17 protein-coding genes and 1 tRNA gene are annotated in these 17,809 nt (G+C 67.2%); 13 read left to right on the forward strand and 5 right to left on the reverse strand.

What is annotated here, in order from left to right:
• The first annotated feature begins 49 nt into the window (after positions 1–49).
• The 7 genes from rimM (at position 50) to LY44_RS10715 (ending at position 4,977) form a co-directional block, all read left to right on the forward strand.
• Positions 50–559: a ribosome maturation factor RimM gene (rimM, locus tag LY44_RS10685; protein WP_055211876.1), complete on the forward strand. Its 510-nt coding sequence runs from the start codon at positions 50–52 to the stop codon at positions 557–559.
• The gene (locus LY44_RS10690) at positions 559–1,374 is read left to right on the forward strand and encodes a hypothetical protein (protein WP_055211878.1); all 816 of its coding nucleotides are present in this window, start codon (positions 559–561) and stop codon (positions 1,372–1,374) included. Before rimM ends, LY44_RS10690 begins: the two co-directional genes overlap by 1 nt.
• Positions 1,371–2,264 carry a tRNA (guanosine(37)-N1)-methyltransferase TrmD gene (gene trmD / locus LY44_RS10695; RefSeq protein WP_081024498.1) on the forward strand — a complete coding sequence of 298 codons (894 nt, stop codon included), beginning with the start codon at positions 1,371–1,373 and terminating at the stop codon, positions 2,262–2,264. Before LY44_RS10690 ends, trmD begins: the two co-directional genes overlap by 4 nt.
• Positions 2,265–2,406: 142 nt before the next feature.
• Complete coding sequence (locus LY44_RS10700; RefSeq protein WP_055211880.1) at positions 2,407–2,913, forward strand: ClbS/DfsB family four-helix bundle protein; 507 nt, start codon at positions 2,407–2,409, stop codon at positions 2,911–2,913.
• A 263-nt stretch (positions 2,914–3,176) separates the two neighbouring features.
• A complete protein-coding gene (gene rplS / locus LY44_RS10705) occupies positions 3,177–3,551 on the forward strand; it encodes a 50S ribosomal protein L19 (RefSeq protein ID WP_013066107.1) in 375 nt (124 codons plus the stop codon).
• Between the two features lie 11 nt (positions 3,552–3,562).
• Positions 3,563–3,784, forward strand: a complete 222-nt coding sequence (gene rpmE, locus LY44_RS10710) for a 50S ribosomal protein L31 (RefSeq protein ID WP_055211882.1) — start codon at positions 3,563–3,565, stop codon at positions 3,782–3,784.
• A gap of 383 nt (positions 3,785–4,167) precedes the next feature.
• A complete protein-coding gene (locus LY44_RS10715; protein WP_055211884.1) occupies positions 4,168–4,977 on the forward strand; it encodes a division plane positioning ATPase MipZ in 810 nt (269 codons plus the stop codon).
• Here the strand turns inward: LY44_RS10715 and LY44_RS17950 are convergent, their stop codons facing one another.
• Positions 4,978–5,136 carry a hypothetical protein gene (locus LY44_RS17950; protein WP_160320050.1) on the reverse strand — a complete coding sequence of 53 codons (159 nt, stop codon included), beginning with the start codon at positions 5,134–5,136 and terminating at the stop codon, positions 4,978–4,980.
• A gap of 231 nt (positions 5,137–5,367) precedes the next feature.
• On the opposite strand from LY44_RS17950, the gene LY44_RS10720 reads away from it, so the two are divergent.
• The 3 genes from LY44_RS10720 to LY44_RS10730 all read left to right on the forward strand — a co-directional run bounded on the left by LY44_RS10720 (position 5,368) and on the right by LY44_RS10730 (position 10,458).
• On the forward strand, positions 5,368–6,540 hold the full coding sequence (locus tag LY44_RS10720) for an efflux RND transporter periplasmic adaptor subunit (protein WP_065118413.1): 1,173 nt from the start codon (positions 5,368–5,370) through the stop codon (positions 6,538–6,540).
• Position 6,541: 1 nt separating this feature from the next.
• Positions 6,542–8,488 (forward strand): MacB family efflux pump subunit, encoded by a 1,947-nt coding sequence (locus LY44_RS10725; RefSeq protein ID WP_055211887.1) that lies wholly within the window; start codon positions 6,542–6,544, stop codon positions 8,486–8,488.
• Positions 8,489–8,631: 143 nt separating this feature from the next.
• Positions 8,632–10,458, forward strand: coding sequence for a DUF294 nucleotidyltransferase-like domain-containing protein (locus tag LY44_RS10730; RefSeq protein ID WP_055211889.1), 1,827 nt, complete (start codon positions 8,632–8,634; stop codon positions 10,456–10,458).
• 41 nt (positions 10,459–10,499) lie between these two features.
• On the opposite strand, the gene LY44_RS10735 is transcribed toward LY44_RS10730, so the two are convergent.
• On the reverse strand, positions 10,500–12,809 hold the full coding sequence (locus LY44_RS10735; protein ID WP_055211891.1) for a Tex family protein: 2,310 nt from the start codon (positions 12,807–12,809) through the stop codon (positions 10,500–10,502).
• A gap of 105 nt (positions 12,810–12,914) precedes the next feature.
• Between LY44_RS10735 and pepT the strand changes: the two genes are divergently transcribed.
• Together pepT and LY44_RS10745 are read left to right on the forward strand one after the other, a co-directional pair.
• On the forward strand, positions 12,915–14,153 hold the full coding sequence (gene pepT, locus LY44_RS10740; RefSeq protein ID WP_055211893.1) for a peptidase T: 1,239 nt from the start codon (positions 12,915–12,917) through the stop codon (positions 14,151–14,153).
• A 141-nt stretch (positions 14,154–14,294) separates the two neighbouring features.
• Positions 14,295–14,795 (forward strand): DUF4405 domain-containing protein, encoded by a 501-nt coding sequence (locus LY44_RS10745; RefSeq protein WP_055211895.1) that lies wholly within the window; start codon positions 14,295–14,297, stop codon positions 14,793–14,795.
• A gap of 46 nt (positions 14,796–14,841) precedes the next feature.
• On the opposite strand, the gene LY44_RS10750 is transcribed toward LY44_RS10745, so the two are convergent.
• From LY44_RS10750 to LY44_RS10760, 3 genes are all read right to left on the reverse strand, one after another.
• On the reverse strand, positions 14,842–15,690 hold the full coding sequence (locus LY44_RS10750) for an asparaginase domain-containing protein (protein WP_055211897.1): 849 nt from the start codon (positions 15,688–15,690) through the stop codon (positions 14,842–14,844).
• A gap of 104 nt (positions 15,691–15,794) precedes the next feature.
• Positions 15,795–15,871, reverse strand: a tRNA-Arg gene (locus LY44_RS10755).
• Between the two features lie 110 nt (positions 15,872–15,981).
• The gene (locus LY44_RS10760; protein WP_055211899.1) at positions 15,982–17,385 is read right to left on the reverse strand and encodes a sensor histidine kinase; all 1,404 of its coding nucleotides are present in this window, start codon (positions 17,383–17,385) and stop codon (positions 15,982–15,984) included.
• Positions 17,386–17,664: 279 nt separating this feature from the next.
• Between LY44_RS10760 and rpmH the strand changes: the two genes are divergently transcribed.
• Complete coding sequence (gene rpmH, locus LY44_RS10765; RefSeq protein WP_013066095.1) at positions 17,665–17,799, forward strand: 50S ribosomal protein L34; 135 nt, start codon at positions 17,665–17,667, stop codon at positions 17,797–17,799.
• Positions 17,800–17,809 lie beyond the last annotated feature (10 nt).

Genomic DNA, 17,809 nt, shown 5'->3' on the forward strand with positions numbered 1-17,809 from the left:
TCATGCGGGCCGGGCAGCGATGTCCGGCCTGCCGTCTTCCGGAGGGATCATGTCGAAAACCGATCGTGTCTGCGTCGGCGCCATCGCCGGGGGCTTCGGCGTCAAGGGCGAGGTGCGGCTGAAAAGCTTTTGCGCCGAACCCACCGACATCGCCGCCTATGGCCCGCTGTTTTCCGAGGACGGCGCCCGCAGCTTCACCGTCAGGCTGACCCGTCCGGTCACCGGCGGTCTGGGCGCGCGGCTCTCGGGCATCAATACCAAGGAAGAGGCCGATGCGCTGAAAGGCGCGACGCTCTGGGCGGATCGGGACCGCCTGCCGCATCTGCCCGATGACGAATTCTACCATGCCGATCTGATCGGTCTGCCGGTGCATGACACCGGCGGCGTGCTGATCGGCACCGTCCGCGCCGTGCTGGATTTCGGCGCAGGCGACATCCTTGAGGTGCATGTGCCCGGGCGCAAGACAACGCTGATGCTGCCCTTCACCCGCGCCGTGGTGCCCACCGTCGATCTGACCGCGGGGCGGATCATCGCCGACCCGCCCGAGGAACTGGACTGATGCAGGTCTTCCTGCATCTTGGGCTGCACAAGACCGGGACCTCCTCGGCACAGCTTTTTCTGCAGGAAAACCGCGAACTTATCTGGCCGCGGGCGGCCTTGGTGCTGCCCGGTCGGATCCGCGCCGTGGAAGGGGCGGTCTTTGCGCATCACTATGACCGCGACGGCGGCTCGCTGGCCGCGATCACCGCGGCGATGCGGGCGTTTCTGGGCACGATGGCACTGGGGCCGAAACGGCGGATCCTGATCTCGTCGGAAAACCTGCTCGGCCCGATGCCGCGGGGGCTGACGCCTGCCCCCTACCCCGATGCGGCGGCGATCATCCGCGCGCTGATTGCCGGGTTCGACCGTTTCGACTGGCCGGTGCAGGTGACGCCCTATCTCTCCATCCGCGCACAGGGGCCCTGGGTCGAGAGCCTCTGGGCGCATCAGATCCGCAAGGCGCAGCCGATCCCCTTCATCGAGGATCTGGAAAGCTTCCGCAGCCGGATGAACCGGGTGACGCAGGCGGAACAGATCGATATCCTGCGCCGCGATCTGGCGGGGATACGGCTGGTGACGCAGGATGTCGCGGGGTTTGACGGCCTGCCCTTTGGCGCCGGGCAGCCGTTTCTCGATTTTCTGGGCCTGACGGCCGCGCAGCGCGCGGCCTTCCAACCGGTCTTTCGCCGCAATGTCGCGCCGCCGCGCGCGGTGACAGAGGCGCTGCTGCAGTTGAACCGGCAGGGTCTGGACGAGGAGGCGCTGGCGGCGGCAAAACGGGCGCTTCTGGCCGCGGCGGGCCTTGAGCAAACAAGCGAGAAGGACGAGGCATGAGCGATCCCGAAGACATCCCGCCGCCGCCGCGCAAGGGCGCGCTGAAGCTGACGACGGCGGAGCTGGTCGAGGCCGAGACGCCCGAGGTCGCGCCTGCGCGCTCGCACGGGCGGCGGGCGGTGGTGACCGCACTGTCGGGCAAGGTGACGCCGCGCGATCTGATGGCGGAGGTCGAGACCGTCGCGGGGGTCTGGACGGCGAAGATCGTGACGCTCTTCCCCGAGGCTTTTCCGGGCGTTCTGGGGCTGAGCCTGACCGGCAAGGCGCAGGACGCCGGGCTGTGGCGGCTCGAAACCATCGACCTGCGGCCCTTTGGTCTGGGCAAACATCGCAACGTCGATGACACGCCCGCGGGCGGCGGCGCGGGAATGGTGCTGCGCGCCGATGTGGTGGCGGCGGCGCTCGATCATGCGGCCACGGGCACGCCTGCCAGCCGCGCCGACTGGCCGGTGCTTTACATGTCGCCCCGCGGCAAGCCCTTCACGCAAGGCCATGCGCGGCGGCTGGCCGCGGCGCAAGGCGTGACGATCCTGTGCGGGCGGTTCGAGGGCGTGGATGAGCGGGTGCTGGAAGCCTATGGCGTCGAAGAGGTCTCGATCGGCGATTTCGTTCTGACCGGCGGCGAGATCGCGGCGCAGGTGGTGATCGACGCCACGGTGCGGCTGCGCGAGGGGGTCTTGGGCAATGCCGAAAGCGCCAGCGAGGAAAGCCATTCGAACGGGCTTCTGGAGCATCCGCAATACACCCGCCCCGCGGACTGGCAGGGTCGCGCCATCCCCGAGGTGCTGATGTCGGGCAATCACAAGAAGATCGCCGAATGGCGCCGGGCGCAGAGCGAAGCTTTGACGCGGGAGCGGCGGCCGGATCTGTGGGAGAAGTTCGGCAAGTGATTTCGCCTCGGCTTCGCCGAGGCGACCCGCCGGGGGCTCCGCCCCCGGACCCCCGAGGTATTTGAGGCAAGATGAAGTAGCCCGCCATTGTCCCTCCGGTTGGGGCCGCATAGTCTTGGGCGGTGGCAAGGAGGGATTTCCGATGGCCGTCCCCGGATCAAAGGCAGAGTTGATGAGCGCGATTGCGACAAGCTTCGACAAGCTGATGCAGGAGTGCGCGAGGGTTCCGCCGGAGCGGGCGCGAGAGCTGTCGATGGCAGGCCATGTTGCCGGATCGGTGATGTCTCCGGCGGATCTGCTGAGCTATCTGATCGGCTGGAACGAGCTTGTTCTGAAATGGCTCGACCGGGATGACCGCGGCGAAGCGGTCGATTTTCCCGAAACCGGCTTTCAATGGAATCAACTCGGCGCTCTGGCGCAGAAATTCTACCGTGATCATCACGCCTTGGACTGGTCGGAGCTGCTGGAACGCCTCTCCATGGCGCAGGCCGGACTGACGCGCGCGGTGGCGGCGCGGTCGGAGGACGAGCTTTACGGGCAGCCGTGGTATGGCAAATGGACGAAAGGCCGGATGATCCAGTTCAACTCGGCCTCACCTTACGCCAATGCGCGCGGGCGGCTGCGCCGCTGGCTGAAGGAGATGACATGAGCGGCCGCGCCCCACTTCCCCCTTGATCCGCAGCCGGTTTCCCCGTATGCCGCGCGGGTCCGGGCCGGAATCGGCTCTCGGACCCTTTTCCTTTGCCTGCGGCGGTCTTCTTCGACCACAGCACGGGGCCGGGACGGGGCTTGAACAGGACGAACGATCCTCCGGCGGGCGCCCCTCACAGCAGGCGCGGACCCGAGCGAAGACCGGAGCTCTCGGGCGGCGACACCTTTGCGGGAAAACCGCAAGCAACGAAAGGATTTGCGATGAACCTGATCGCGCAACTCGAGGCGGAACAGATCGCCGCCCTCGGCAAGACCATCCCCGACTTCAAGGCTGGCGACACCGTGCGCGTCGGCTACAAGGTGACCGAAGGCACCCGCTCGCGCGTGCAGATGTATGAAGGCGTCTGCATCGCCCGCAAGGGCGGCTCGACCATCGCCGCCTCGTTCACCGTGCGCAAGATCTCGTTCGGCGAAGGCGTGGAACGCGTGTTCCCGCTCTACTCGACCAACATCGACAGCATCGAAGTGGTGCGTCGCGGTCGCGTCCGTCGTGCGAAACTCTACTACCTGCGTTCGCGTCGCGGCAAATCGGCTCGGATCGCCGAAGTCACCAACTACAAAGCCAAAGCCGAATAAGGAGCGGGACGATGAAAGCCGATACCCACCCGAATTACCACCTCATCACCGTCAAGATGACCGACGGCTCCGAATATCTGACCAAGTCCACCTGGGGCAAGGAAGGCGACACGATGGCGCTCGACATCGATCCGCTGGCGCACCCGGCCTGGACCGGCGGTTCGGCCAAGCTGATGGACACCGGCGGCCGCGTGTCGAAGTTCAAGAACAAATACGCCGGTCTGGGCTTCTGAGCTGCCGCGTGACTGTTGCAAAAGGGCGCCTTCGGGCGCCCTTTTGTTTGCGTGGCACCACCGCGACATGCCCGAGGGGGCTCCGCCCCCGCCGAGGCGATGCCTCGGCCCCCCGGGATATTTGTCCCACGGTGAAAGGGCACGGCGCAAGCCCGCCTGCGACCCAGGCCCGCCACGGCACCCGCTTTTCCTTGGCAAAATACGCTGGGGGGTGCGGGGGGCGAAGCCCCCCGCGGGTCGCCTCGGCGTCAGCCGAGGCGAAACACCCTGGCGACCGGTCAAAGGCTTTGCGCCTCCCCCCTTGCACCTGCGCGCTTCCTTCGGTAGCCGGAGCGTCCTATAAACGCGCGGGCCGTCGGAGGGCCGCAAGACGGGGTGGATTCGTGGCGCATATCATCGTTGTCGGCAATGAAAAGGGCGGCTCGGGCAAATCCACCACCTGCATGCATGTGGCCACGGCTCTGGCGCGCATGGGCAAGACGGTCGGCGCGCTCGATCTCGACCTGCGGCAGCGCAGCTTCGGCCGCTATGTCGAGAACCGGCTGGCCTTCCTGGCGCGCGAGGGGCTGGACCTGCCCTCGCCCGAATACCGCGAACTGCCCGAGGCCGATGCCGCGACGCTTGCGCCCGGCGAAAACCCCTATGACCACAGGCTGTCCTCGGTGGTGGCCGAGCTGGATCCGGTCTGCGATTTCGTGGTGATCGACTGCCCCGGCTCGCATACCCGGCTCAGCCAGGTGGCGCATTCGCTGGCCGATACGCTGATCACGCCGCTCAATGACAGTTTCATCGACTTCGACCTGCTGGCCCGGATCGACCCCGAGACCTCCAAGGTCACCGGCCCCTCGATCTATTCGGAAATGGTCTGGTCGGCGCGGCAGCTGCGGGCGCGGGCGGGGCTGAAGCCGATCGACTGGCTGGTGCTGCGCAACCGGATGAGCTCGCAGCAGGCGCATAACAAGCGCAAGGTCGGCGAGGCGCTGGAGCAGCTGTCGAAACGCATCGGCTTCCGCGTCGCGCCCGGATTTTCGGAACGGGTGATCTTCCGCGAGCTGTTCCCGCGCGGCATGACGCTGCTCGATCTGCGCGATCTGGGCGTCGAGAACCTGAACATCTCGAACATCGCGGCGCGGCAGGAACTACGCGACCTCGTGCGCGATCTGAACCTGCCCGGCGTGACGATCGATTTCTGATCAGAGGGCGCGGCGCGGAGCCACGAAGCGGAAGGGCGAGAGCGGCCCGTGCAGCCGCCCCGGCGCAACCCCTTCGGCCAGCATCGACAGGCGGGTCGCAACGACCGCATCTTCGGACGACCGCCATTTCGCGATCAGCGCCAGGAGCTTGCGTGCCATGTGGGTCTCCATTCCGGTTGGCCCGCCCGGTCTGGCCCGCCATTGCGGCCAAAGCGTGACTCAAGAAGGGAGAGAGCGGGGCGTTTGCCGGCCCGGCCGCCGGAGGATCATGCGCACGATCCCGTGATCGGCGCCACGGCCCGGCGTCGGTGCCGATGACAAACGCCGGAAACCGCTATCTCCTGCGTAAGACCTCTGATTGCCATGACGGCGTCGATTGGACCGGGACCGATGCGAAAAAGACACCTGATTGCCCTCTCCCTCGTGCTGATGCTGGCGGCGGCCGGGGGGGCGGTCTGGACCTTTGGCACCGCCGAAGAGCCAAAGGCGCCGCTGACCGCCACCGCCGCCCGCGCCGATCTGTCAAAGACGGTTCTGGCCTCGGGCACGATCGAGGCGGCGCAGCTGGTCTCGGTCGGCGCGCAGGTCTCGGGGCAGCTGCAGACGCTGGCCGTGGCGCTTGGCGACCGGGTGCAAAAGGGCGATCTGATCGCCCAGATCGACAGCTCCGACCAGCGTGCCGATGTCGCCCGCGCCGAGGCCGCGCTGAAGCAGCTGCAGGCGCAGATCAAGGCCAAGCAGGCCGCGATCCGGGTGGCGGAACTGTCGCTGACCCGGCAGACGACGCTGAATTCCAAGGCGCTGAGTTCCGACGAGACCCGCGAAACCGCCGAGGCCACGCTGGATGTGGCGAAGGCGGAACTCGAGGGGCTCAAGGCGCAGCTGGACGAGGCGCAGGTGACGCTGACCTCCTCGCAGACCGAGCTGGCGCGGACGCAGATTTCGGCGCCGATCTCGGGGACGGTGGTGGCGATCGTGTCCGAGGAAGGCACGACGCTGAACGCCAACACCTCCAGCCCGACGATCGTGAAGCTGGCCGAACTGGACCGGATGGTGGTCAAAGCCGAGATTTCCGAAGCCGATGTGGTGGCGGTGAAACCGGGGCAAGCGGCGGAATTCACGCTGAATTCCTCGCTGACGAAAGCCTTTTCCGCGACGCTGCGGGCACTGGAACCGGCCCCCGCCAGCATCGAGACCTCGGACACGATCGATACCGACGAGGCGATCTATTACAACGCGCTCCTTGATGTCGCGAACCCCGAGGGCATCTTGCGCATCGGCATGTCGGCCGAGGTGACGATCACGCTGGATGCCCGCAAGAACGTGCTGACGGTGCCGGTGACGACGCTGCCGCGGGTGTCGGGCGGCAAGGCCGAGGTGGCGGTCTACGACCCGGCGACCGGGCAAAGCACGCCGCGGCAGATCGGCATCGGCATGATGACCGACACGCTCGCCGAGGTGACCTCGGGGCTGACCGAGGGCGAAGCGGTCGTGCTGCCCTCGATCTCGGCGGCGAATTCCGACACCGGGCGCCGCAACCGGCCGCCGATGATGGGGTTCTGAGATGGAGGCGCCGATCATTCGCCTGCGCGGCATCGGCAAGGATTACGTCATCGGCGACGAGGCGGTCTCTGTCCTGCGCGGCATCGATCTGGACATCTGGCGCGGCGATTACGTCGCCATCATCGGCGCTTCCGGCTCCGGCAAATCGACGCTGATGAACCTGATCGGCTGCCTCGATCATCCGACGCGCGGCAGCTATGCCTATGACGGGCAGGATGTGAGCGGGCTTGACAATGACGCGCTGGCAAAGCTGCGCCGCGAGCATTTCGGCTTCATCTTTCAGCGATATCAGCTGCTTGGCTCGCTTTCGGCGGTGGGCAACGTGGAGATCCCGGCGATTTATGCGGGCACCGAGGCGGGCAGCCGCCAGCCCCGCGCCGAGGCGCTGCTGACCCGGCTCGGCCTTGGCAACCGGCTGAACAATCGCCCGTCGCAGCTTTCGGGCGGGCAGCAGCAGCGGGTGTCCGTCGCGCGTGCGCTGATGAACGGCGGCGAGGTGATCCTGGCCGACGAACCCACCGGCGCGCTCGACAGCGTCTCGGGCACCGAGCTTCTGCACCTGTTTGACGACCTGCACCGGCGCGGCCATACGATCGTCGTCATCACCCACGATCCCGACGTCGCCGCCCGGGCCAGCCGGATCATCCAGATCCGCGATGGCGCGATCCTTTCGGACAGCCGCCCCGGCCCGCCCGAGACCGCGGCGGCGGCGCTGGACCGCCCGGCGGTCGCGCGCAGCGGCCCCGGCGCCTTTGTCGGGCGCCTTGGCGAAGCCGCGCGGATGGCGGTCAAGGCCCTTGCCGCGCATCGGCTGCGCAGCTTTCTGACCATGCTTGGCATCATCATCGGCATCGCCTCGGTGGTGTCGGTGGTGGCGCTGGGCAAGGGATCGCAGGAAAAGGTGCTTTCGGGCATTTCCGCCTTGGGCACCAACACCATCACCATCCGCCCCGGCACCGGCTTTGGCGACCGCATGGCCAGCCGCATCCGCACCCTTGTCGTGGCCGATGCGGTGGCGCTGGCGGCGCAGCCCTTCACCGCCTCGGTCAGCCCCGAAATCAGCACGCAGAAATCCGCGACCTTGGGCGCCACCACCACCTCGGTTTCGCTGCGCGGGGTCTCGGCGGGCTATTTCGACGTCGGCGGCTTCACCCTGCGCGAGGGGATGCTGATCGATCAGGCGATGATCGAGGCCCGGGCGCAGGTGGCCGTTCTGGATGCCGAAGCCACCAAGGCCTTCTTTCCGCAGGGCGGTTCGGTGCTGGGCAAGACCATCCTGATCGGCAAGGTGCCGCTGCGCATCATCGGCCGGGTCGAGGCGACCAGTTCCGGCTTCGGCCCGACGCAGGTGCGCGTCTTCACCCCCTTCACCACCGCTGCGGTCCGCATCACCGGCTCGAACACGATCAATTCGATCGCGGTGAAAGTGGCCGATACGGTGAGCATGGCCGATGCCGAGGGGCAGATTTCCGCGCTGATCGAGCAACGCCACGGCAAGAAGGACTTCTTCCTGCAAAACGCCGACACGATCCGCAACACGATCACCCAGACGACGCAGACGATGACCATTCTGGTCGCCGCCATCGCACTGATCTCGCTGGTGGTGGGCGGCATCGGGGTGATGAACATCATGCTGGTGTCGGTCACCGAACGCACCGCGGAAATCGGCGTGCGGGTGGCGGTCGGCGCGCGGCGGTCCGACATCGTGGCGCAATTCCTGATCGAGGCGGTGCTGATCTGTCTTCTGGGCGGGCTTCTGGGCGTGGCTTTGGCCATGGCGGCGGGGCAGGTCTTCAACACTTTCCAAAGCACGATGAAACTGTCGTTCTCGGTCCCGGTGGCGGCGCTGGCCTTCCTGTGCTCAAGCCTGATCGGGGTCAGTTTCGGCTTCCTGCCCGCCCGCGCCGCAGCCCGGCTTGACCCTGTCGAGGCACTCGCAAGGGACTGAGAAGACGCGGCGAATTGGCCCGGCCCCGAAATCGGACTGGCGCAGGTTTTGATCTTTGCGCAGGATGACTGACGCAACGGCAGGCGCCGTCGCGTCCAAGGCGGCCGCCCCTCACCCAGGCCGCCACAGCCAAGGAACAGGTCATGGAAACCGATCGCGAGGCCCATATCGCCTTTCTGGAGACGGTCCACCCCTACGACAGCCTGCCGCGCGAGGAGCTGGAAACCGTCGCCAGCGCCTTTCGCCGGATGGAGTTTCGCCCGGGCTCGCTGATCTATGTCTATCAAACGCCCATCGGCGGGCTTTATCTGGTGAAACAGGGCGCGGTCGAAATCACCGATGGCAATGGCGGGCTTGTGTCGCAGCTCGGTCCGCGCAATTCCTTTGGCGAACGCGGCATCCTGCGCGACGGGCTGGCGGCGACGCAGGCGAAGGCCAGCGAACAGACGATCTGCCTTGTGCTGCCCACCCCCACCTTCAAGCGGCTGATCGAGACCTATCCGGCCTTTGAACGCTTCTTCAACCGCAAGCGCGGCGAGAAGGTCTCGACTGATATCGCGACACAGAAGGTCGCCGATCTGGTGGCGCGCAAGCCGCTGTCCTGCGCGCCCGAGACGACGGTTCTGATGGCGGCGCGGATGATGCGCGACGCGCATGTCTCCTCGCTGGGCGTCGTCGACCCGGGCGAGACGCTTCTGGGCATCGTCACGCAGCGCGATCTGTCGAACAAGGTGCTGGCCGATGGCCTGCCACCTGATACGGCCGTGGCGGCGGTGATGACGGCGGCGCCGGTCAGCCTGCCGCCCAGCGCGCTTGGATCGGACATCCTGCATATCATGCTTGAACGCCGCATCGGCCATCTGCCGATCACCGAGGCGGGGCGTTTCGTCGGCATGATCACGCAAACGGATCTGACGCGGTTTCAGGCCGTATCCTCGGCCATGCTGATCCGCGACGTGGTTTCCGCCGAGACACTGGCCGAGATGACGGCGGTGACCGGGCGCATCCCGCAGCTGCTGGTGCAGCTGGTGGGCGGGCATCACGGCCCGGATGTGGTGACGCGGCTGATCACCGACATTGCCGATGCGGTGACGCGGCGTCTTCTGGTGATGGCGGAACGCCAGCTGGGGGCGCCGCCGGTGCCCTATCTGTGGCTCGCCTGCGGCTCTCAGGGGCGGCAGGAGCAGAGCGGCATTTCGGATCAGGACAATTGCCTGATCCTCGATGACCGGGTGACGGCGGCCGACATGGATTATTTCCGCGCGCTGGCGCAGATCGTCTGCGACGGGCTTGATGCCTGCGGCTATGCGCATTGCCCGGGCGAGATGATGGCGACCAACCCGCGCTGGCGTCAGCCCTTGCGGGTCTGGCGCGATTATTTCGCGGGCTGGATTTCGCGGCCCGACCCCGAGGCGCAGATGCTGGCCTCGGTGATGTTCGACCTGCGCCCGATCGGCGGCGGCGGCATCGCGATGTTCGAGGATCTGCGCGCCGAAACCCTGGCGATGGCGGCGCAAAATTCGGTCTTCGTCATGCACATGACGGCGGCGGCGCTGAAGCATACGCCGCCCCTCGGGCTCATTCGCAGCTTCGCCACGATCCGCTCGGGCGAGCATCGGAACCACATCGACATGAAGATGAACGGGGTGGTGCCGGTGGTGGATCTGGCCCGGATCTATGCGCTGCAAGGGCGGCTGGTGCCGTCAAACACCCGCGCCCGGCTGAAGGCCGCCGAAGAGGCCGGGGTGGTCTCGGCCACGGGCGCCCGCGATCTGATCGAGGCCTATGATCTGATCGCGACGATGCGGCTGGAAAATCAGGCGCTGCTGATCAAATCCGGGCGGGCGGCGGACAATTTCCTCGCCCCCTCGGACCTCAGCGATCTGGAACGCTCGCATCTGCGCGATGCGTTCGTCGTGGTGCGGACGATGCAATCAGCCATCGGCCACGGCCGCGCGGCGGTCAGCTGAACGGGGGCTGCAGACCGGGGGGCAGCTGAGGGGAGACCCCCTCAGCGTTTCTTCATCGCATCGAGCAGCGCCGCGCCAAAGCCGCCGGTGGCCTGGCTCGTTTTCGGGCTGGCCGACATCGGCTGGCGTCCCTTCGGGCCCTTTTGCGCCTCGGGGCCACGGGCGGCGCGGTCCTCGCGCGCCGCAGCGCCGCCATCCTTGCGCATCGTCAGCGCGATGCGTTTGCGCGGCACATCGACCTCGGTCACCCGGACCTTGACCACATCGCCCGCCTTCACCACCTCATGCGGGTCTTTCACGAAACGGTCGGCGAGCTGGCTGATATGGACCAGCCCGTCCTGATGCACGCCGATATCGACAAAGGCGCCAAAGGCCGCAACGTTCGTCACCGTGCCCTCAAGCTGCATCCCGGGCCTCAAGTCCTTGATATCCTCGACGCCCTCGGCAAAGGTCGCGGTGACGAAGCTGGGCCGCGGGTCACGGCCGGGTTTTTCGAGTTCCGCCAGAATGTCGCGCACCGTCGGCAGGCCGAATTTCTCGGTGACGAACTCCTGCGGGCGCAGTTTCGCCAGCGCCGCACTGTCGCCCATCAGCGCGCGGATATCGCGGCCACAGGATTTCACGATGGCACGGGCGACATCATAGGCTTCGGGGTGGACCGAGGAGGCATCGAGCGGCTCGGCCCCGTCGGTGATGCGCAAAAAGCCCGCGCATTGCTCGAACGCCCGCGGCCCGAGGCGGGACACTTTCAGCAATTCCTTGCGGCTCTTGAAGGCGCCATTGGCATCGCGATGCGCGACGATCGCCTCGGCCAGACCCGGCCCGAGGCCCGAGATATGCGCCAGGAGCGGCGCCGAGGCGGTGTTGAGATCGACGCCCACCGCGTTCACCGCATCCTCGACGACGCCTTCCAGCGCCCGGCCCAGCTTCGACTGATCGACGTCATGCTGATACTGGCCGACGCCGATGGATTTCGGCTCGATCTTCACCAGTTCCGCCAAGGGGTCCTGCAACCGCCGCGCAATCGAGACCGCGCCGCGCAGCGACACATCCAGATCGGGGAATTCCTTCGCGGCGAGTTCGGAGGCCGAATAGACCGAGGCCCCGGCCTCGGACACGACAACCTTGGTCGGCGCCTTCACCGAAGCGGGCAGCAGCTTCAGCGTTTCCGCCACCAGCCGTTCCGATTCGCGGCTGGCCGTGCCGTTGCCGATGGCAATGAGGTCAACCTTGTGCGCGGTGATCAGCCGGATCAGCGCCGCCTGCGTGCCGCGCAGATCGGATTTCGGCGGGAAGGGATAGACGGTCTCGGTGGCCAGCACCTTGCCCGTCGCATCAACGACCGCGACCTTGCAGCCGGTGCGGATGCCGGGATCGAGCCCCAGAGTCGTCTTCGCCCCCGCCGGGGCGGCCAGCAGCAGATCCTTGAGATTGCGGGAGAAAACCTTGATCGCCTCGTCCTGCGCCCGACCGCGCATGTCCGAGAGCAGATCAAGCATCATCGACAGGCTCAGCTTCACCCGCCAGGTCCAGCCCGCCACGCCGCGCAACCACGCATCCCCCGGCGCCTGGGTCTTGGCGTCCAAGGCCGCGGCCACCATCGCCTCGGCCCGGGCGACGCCCTCTTCGTCGGGGGCGATATCCAGCGTCAGCACGCCTTCATTCGAGCCGCGCAGCATGGCCAGCGCCCGGTGGCTGGGCACATCGGCCCAGCGCTCGCGGTGATCGAAATAGTCCGAGAATTTCGCGCCCTTCTCGGCCTGCCCCTCCACCAGCTTCGCGGAGATCACGGCCTCGCGCGCCAGAAATTCGCGCAAGGACCCCAGCAGCGCGGCGTTTTCCACCAGCCCTTCGGCGACGATCTCCCGCGCGCCGGTCAACGCCTCCTTCACCGTCGCGACGGCTTCGGAAAGATACCCCTCGGCCAGCTTTTCCGGCACCGCGCGACGGTCGGCCAAGATCGCCTCGACCAGCGGCCCAAGGCCGTTTTCCCGCGCGATCATCGCTTTCGTCCGCCGCTTCGGCTTGTAGGGCAGATACAGGTCCTCGAGTTCCGCCTTGGTCTCGGCCCGCGCCAGCGCCAGCGCGAGGTCATCCGTCATCTTGCCCTGTTCGGTGATCGAGGCGACAATCGCCGCCCGCCGCGCCTCACGTTCGCGCAGATAATCGAGCCGTTCCGCCAGCTTGCGCAGCTGCGTGTCATCCAGCCCCCCGGTCACCTCCTTGCGGTAGCGCGCGACGAAGGGCACGGTCGCGCCTTCATCAAGCAGCCCCACCGCGGCGGTGACCTGCGCGGGGGTCGCGGCGATTTCCTCGGCGATGGTGCGGGCAATGCGGGTGGCGGTGTCCATGGGGTCCTCCGTTCGGCCGGAAGCGTGATGTAGCCGCCCCGCCGCGACGGGGCAAGTCTTGACACCGCCGCCCGGCCGCGTCCCATTGCGCAAAAGGAGTCCGTCATGACCGAATTTTGCCCCCGCCTCGAAGAGCGCCTGTGCCGTTACGCCGCCGTCGACACCCAAAGCGACGAGGAAAGCCCGTCCTCGCCTTCGACGGCGATTCAGCTGAACCTTGCCCGGATGCTGGCCGAGGAGCTGACCCGGATCGGTGCCGCCGAGGTGGTGGTGACCGATTATGGCGCCGTTCTGGCCAGCGTGCCCGCAACCGCCGAAGGGCCGGTGATCGGCATGCTCGCCCATATGGACACCGCCCCCGCCTATCACGCCGCGGGCGTGAAACCGCGGGTCATTCGCGGCTACAACGGCGGCGAGATCACCTACCCGGACGCCCCCGGTCTGGTGAATTCGCCCGCCGCCAACCCCTATCTGGGCGAGAAGCTGGGCCATGACCTGATCACCGCCTCCGGGCTGACGCTGCTTGGCGCCGATGACAAGGCGGGGGTGGCGATCCTGATGACGCTGGCCGAGCATCTGATCGCCAACCCGCAGATTCCGCATGGAAAACTGCGCCTCGCCTTCACCCCGGACGAGGAAATCGGCCGCGGCGTCGATGCCCGCTTGCCCGCGGATCTGGGCGCCGATTTCGCCTATACGCTTGATGGTGGCGCGGTGAGCGAGATCGAATATGAAAGCTTCTCGGCCGATGGCGCCAAGGTGAAGGTCAAGGGCGTCTCGACCCATCCGGGCACTGCCAAGGGCAAGATGGTGAATGCGCTCCATCTGGCCGCAAAGATCATCGAGATGCTGCCGCAGGCGACGCAGACCCCCGAGGTGGTGGACGGGCGCGAGGGCTTCTGGCACATCACCACCATGGCGGGCACCGCGGCCGAGGTGGAGTTCTCGATCATCCTGCGCGATTTCGAGCTGGAGGGTCTGGCCGCGCGGGACAAGCTTTTGCAGCAGGTCTGCGCCGCGGTGGCGGCCACCGAGCCGCGGGCCGAGATCACCTGCACGATCAAGCCGCAATATCGCAACATGCGCTATTGGCTGGAAAAGGACATGACCCCGGTGGAGCTTGCCCGCGACGCCTGCAAGGCCGAGGGGATCGCGCCGCTGTCCGTGCCGATCCGCGGCGGCACCGACGGGTCACGGCTGACGGAAATGGGCGTGCCCTGCCCGAATATCTTCACCGGCATGCAGGACATCCACGGGCCGCTCGAATGGGTCTCGGTGCAGGACATGGACAAGGCGACGCAGGTCTGTCTGCGGCTGGTGCAGCTGGCCGCAAAGCCCGTGTGACAGCCTGCCGCAGGGCGGATCGAGCCTTTCGACCTATGGCCGCGACGAAAGTTGCGGCCATAGGCGTTTTACGCCTGTCCCCTCTCAGGCACCCGGGCCCGATCCTGCAAGGATGCCCCCGGCCCCACAGAAAGCAATGTCATGAACGATCTTTTCAACCGCTACGCCACGCCCTTCATCACCGGGCTGTTCCTGGTCTCGCTGATCTCCGGTGTCGCGCTCTTTTTCCATGTCGGGCAATCGACCTTCCACGAAATGCACGAAATCCTGTCGATGGTGCTGATCGTTCCCTTCGCGCTGCATGTCTGGAAGAACTGGCGCTCGGTCACGAATTACATCAAGCGCGCGCCGATGTGGATCGCGCTCGTCGTGTCGCTGCTGATCTCGATCCCCTTCGCGATCCCCTCGGGCGAGGGCCGCTCGGGCCCGCCGCAATTCGCGCTGGCGCGGGCAGTGATGCAGGGCAAGATTGCCGATGTGGCGCCGGTCTTCGGCACCGATGGCGCGACGCTCGCTGCGAAACTGAGCGCAGCCGGGCTGAACGTGACCGGGCCGGATCAGACGCTGGCCGCCGTCGGCACCGCCTCGGGCAAACCGACCGAAGCCGTCGCCGCGGCGCTGCTGGCCGCCACGGCGCAATAAGTTCGGGTGAACCTGCGACAGGGGCCCTTCGGGGCCCCTTTTGGCATCAGGACAGCCAAAGCCGGATCAGCGCCGCCTCGGGCGTTTCGCGACCGCCGTTTTCAACCCCCGCCGCCCAAAGCGCCGCCCCCGCCGCATAGGCGCCGGGCGCCAGCCCGCCCGCCTCGCATTGGCTGACCGCACGCAGCCGCTTGCCCGCGGCCACGGCATCCCGCAGCGCCGACAGGATCGCCGGATCGCTCATCACCGTGCCCGCGCCGAAAACCCGCAGCACCGCGCCATCGAGCGCCTGCAGCATCGCCGCCAAAGCCGCGCCGGGCAGCCCGGGCGAGAGCGTCAGCACCGCCAGCCGCCGCGCCGGATCGAAGCGGCGGGTTTTCGGCGCGGGCGCGTGATCCTGCGGCTGGGAGCGAAAGGCGTCGCGGGCATGGCTGTCGTGCTTGACCAGCCCCGCCGCCGCCATCAGCCGCCCGTCGAAGGCCAGATCGACGCCCATCCCGGGCGCATGGGCGGCCGCAAGCGCCAGATCCAGGTTGCGCTCGGCATCACCCCCCTGTCCCAGGGGCTGCATCGATCCGCACAGGACCACCCGGCCAGCCCGGCCCGCCAGCGCCTGCGCCAGAGCGGCCCCGGTGAAAGCCATGGTGTCGGTGCCATGCGTGACCAGCGCGGGCACCCCGGGATGGGCGTCGAGCGCATCGAGAATCGCATTCCAGTCGGCGGGCCCGATGTCGGCACTGTCGCGCAAGGGATTGAAGACATGGGTGCGCAACATCGCGCCGACGGGCAGGCGCTCGGCCAGAGCCGCCTCGACCAGCCCGGGCTTCGGCGCCAGACCCAGCGGCCCGGGGGCCATGCCGATCGTGCCGCCGGTATGGATCAGAAGAAGGGTCATCGGTCTCTCCCAAAGCCGCGCCTTCTTTGCGCCATAGGGCGCAGGCCCCGGCCGGGCAATAAAAAACACGCCCGAAGGCGTGGCTTTCACAGTCGAAGAGGAAGTGGCGGACCCGGAGCGATTCGAACGCCCGACCCTCAGATTCGTAGTCTGATGCTCTATCCAGCTGAGCTACGGGTCCGTCGTGGGGGGCGATGTAGCCCCGCAGGAAAACCTTTGCAAGCCCGAAAACGCGGAGATCGAAAGATTTCTTTCCGCCCCCCGGATTTCCCCCGGTTTTCGGGGCATCGCTCAGACCGCGGCCTCGTCGCCCGCCAGCAGCAGCGGCCGCGGCAGGTGCAGCCGGAATTCGGTGCCGGTCTCGTCGCTGCGCTCAAGGTCCAGCCGTCCGCCGTGGCCGCGCACCAGTTCCGCCGAAATCGCCAGACCCAGCCCGGTGCCGCCCTTCTTCACCCCGCCCGAAAACGGCTGGAACAGCCGCTCGCGCGCCTTCAGGGGCAGGCCCGGCCCGGTGTCCTGCACCCGGATCCACCAGCTCTCGGCCTCGTCGCCCGCGCCGATCTCGATCGTGCCGGGCTTGCCCGTCGCCTCGATCGCCTGCCGCGCATTGCGGGCGAGGTTCGAGAGCACCCGGTAAAGCTGCTCGCGGTCGGCATGGATCTCGAAGCCCGGCGGCACGTCGGACAGGAAGTCGACCGCCGCGGTCAGACCCTGTTCGCCCTCGATCACCTCGGCCACCAGACCGGCCAGATCAAAGGGTTCCAGCCGCGGCGGCGGTTCCTCGGCGCGGCCAAAGGCCAATGTCGTCTCGCACAGGTTGATCGCGCGGCCGATCGAGCCCATCAGCTTCGGCGCCGCCCGCTGCACCGCCGGATCGTCCGAGCCCTCCATCCGGTCGGCAAACAGCTGCGCCGTGGTCAGGATGTTGCGCAGATCGTGGCTGATCTTGGCGACCGCCTGACCCAGCTGCGCCAGACGTTCCTTTTGCCGCAAGGCCGCCGTGAGCTGATGCTGCATCGAGGCCAGCGCCTCCTCGGCCACCCGCAGCTCCTCGATCCGGGCCTGCGGCCGGATGATCGTGCGGGCATCCTCGGGCGCGGCGGCATAGGCGGCCATATGCGCAACGACGCGCTTGATCGGCACCACCATCAGACGCCGCACGAGGAAGAACAGCAAAAACGCCGTCACCACCGAGACCACCGCCGACAGCGACAGAAGCCGCAGCCCCGATTCGATCATCGCCAGCCGCATCGGCTGGGTGGCCAGCGTCACCTCGATCACCAGGCCGCCCTTTTGCACCGGATCGCCGATCACCCGGATCACGTGATTCTGCGGATCGGCCAGCACCGCCAGCGCATCGCGGACCAGATTGACGAAGGGCTCCTCGCGCAGGTCATAGGTGGCGGTGATCGGCTGCGGGATCGGCGAGGACAGCACAAGCTGGCGCACCGCATCGCGGCGCAGAACGACGTTGTAGACCCCGGCATTGTCGAGCAGCTCCTGCTCGAGATCCGGTTCGATCATCATGTCGGTGGTCAAAAGCGCAAGCGAGGCGATCTGCGCCCGTTCCAATCGGGTCTGCAGATAATCCTCGCGGAAATTTGCCAGCCCCGGCAACAGGATCAGCACCTCGGCCAACACGACGAAGACCGTCGTGAGCACAAGAAACCGCCCGGAAAGCGTGTTGACCTTCATCCTGTCCCGATCGGCGGCGACCCGCCCGGGGGTCCTTCCGCCCCCCCTTTGTCGCTTCGGCATTTTTCAGGAATACCAAAGCCTTTTGCATCTACATAGGGGGCTCTTGACGGCAGCGGAAGGGCGCAAACGCCGCGCAGGCGCGGGAGGCGCAAAAAACCCGCGCGGGTGAATTGACTTGTGCAAAGGATGCCCCTAAAGACCGGGCTTCAATTGCAGGGCGGCCGAATCCGGCAGGAGTTCAGCTGCCCCCCCGACAAGACAACCGGAGTATCCGCGATGAAACGCACTTTCCAGCCGTCGAACCTCGTTCGCGCCCGCCGTCACGGCTTCCGCGCCCGCATGGCGACCAAAGGCGGCCGCAAGGTTCTGAACGCCCGTCGCGCCCGCGGCCGCAAGGTTCTGTCGGCGTAAGGTTGACGGC

Origin of the sequence: Rhodobacter capsulatus (genome assembly GCF_003254295.1) — a bacterium.
Taxonomy (GTDB): Bacteria; Pseudomonadota; Alphaproteobacteria; order Rhodobacterales; family Rhodobacteraceae; genus Rhodobacter; species Rhodobacter capsulatus.

What these genes read in the sequence shown, in the direction of transcription:
- rplS (WP_013066107.1), top strand. Translation starts at nt 3,177, where the DNA reads ATGAACCTGATCGCGCAACTCGAGGCGGAACAGATCGCCGCCCTCGGC.
- LY44_RS17950 (WP_160320050.1), bottom strand. Translation starts at nt 5,136, where the DNA reads ATGGCACGCAAGCTCCTGGCGCTGATCGCGAAATGGCGGTCGTCCGAA.
- LY44_RS10730 (WP_055211889.1), top strand. Translation starts at nt 8,632, where the DNA reads ATGGAAACCGATCGCGAGGCCCATATCGCCTTTCTGGAGACGGTCCAC.
- LY44_RS10745 (WP_055211895.1), top strand. Translation starts at nt 14,295, where the DNA reads ATGAACGATCTTTTCAACCGCTACGCCACGCCCTTCATCACCGGGCTG.
- rimM (WP_055211876.1), top strand. Translation starts at nt 50, where the DNA reads ATGTCGAAAACCGATCGTGTCTGCGTCGGCGCCATCGCCGGGGGCTTC.
- LY44_RS10690 (WP_055211878.1), top strand. Translation starts at nt 559, where the DNA reads ATGCAGGTCTTCCTGCATCTTGGGCTGCACAAGACCGGGACCTCCTCG.
- LY44_RS10735 (WP_055211891.1), bottom strand. Translation starts at nt 12,809, where the DNA reads ATGGACACCGCCACCCGCATTGCCCGCACCATCGCCGAGGAAATCGCC.
- LY44_RS10725 (WP_055211887.1), top strand. Translation starts at nt 6,542, where the DNA reads ATGGAGGCGCCGATCATTCGCCTGCGCGGCATCGGCAAGGATTACGTC.
- LY44_RS10760 (WP_055211899.1), bottom strand. Translation starts at nt 17,385, where the DNA reads ATGAAGGTCAACACGCTTTCCGGGCGGTTTCTTGTGCTCACGACGGTC.
- rpmE (WP_055211882.1), top strand. Translation starts at nt 3,563, where the DNA reads ATGAAAGCCGATACCCACCCGAATTACCACCTCATCACCGTCAAGATG.
- LY44_RS10720 (WP_065118413.1), top strand. Translation starts at nt 5,368, where the DNA reads ATGCGAAAAAGACACCTGATTGCCCTCTCCCTCGTGCTGATGCTGGCG.
- LY44_RS10700 (WP_055211880.1), top strand. Translation starts at nt 2,407, where the DNA reads ATGGCCGTCCCCGGATCAAAGGCAGAGTTGATGAGCGCGATTGCGACA.
- pepT (WP_055211893.1), top strand. Translation starts at nt 12,915, where the DNA reads ATGACCGAATTTTGCCCCCGCCTCGAAGAGCGCCTGTGCCGTTACGCC.
- rpmH (WP_013066095.1), top strand. Translation starts at nt 17,665, where the DNA reads ATGAAACGCACTTTCCAGCCGTCGAACCTCGTTCGCGCCCGCCGTCAC.
- LY44_RS10750 (WP_055211897.1), bottom strand. Translation starts at nt 15,690, where the DNA reads ATGACCCTTCTTCTGATCCATACCGGCGGCACGATCGGCATGGCCCCC.
- trmD (WP_081024498.1), top strand. Translation starts at nt 1,371, where the DNA reads ATGAGCGATCCCGAAGACATCCCGCCGCCGCCGCGCAAGGGCGCGCTG.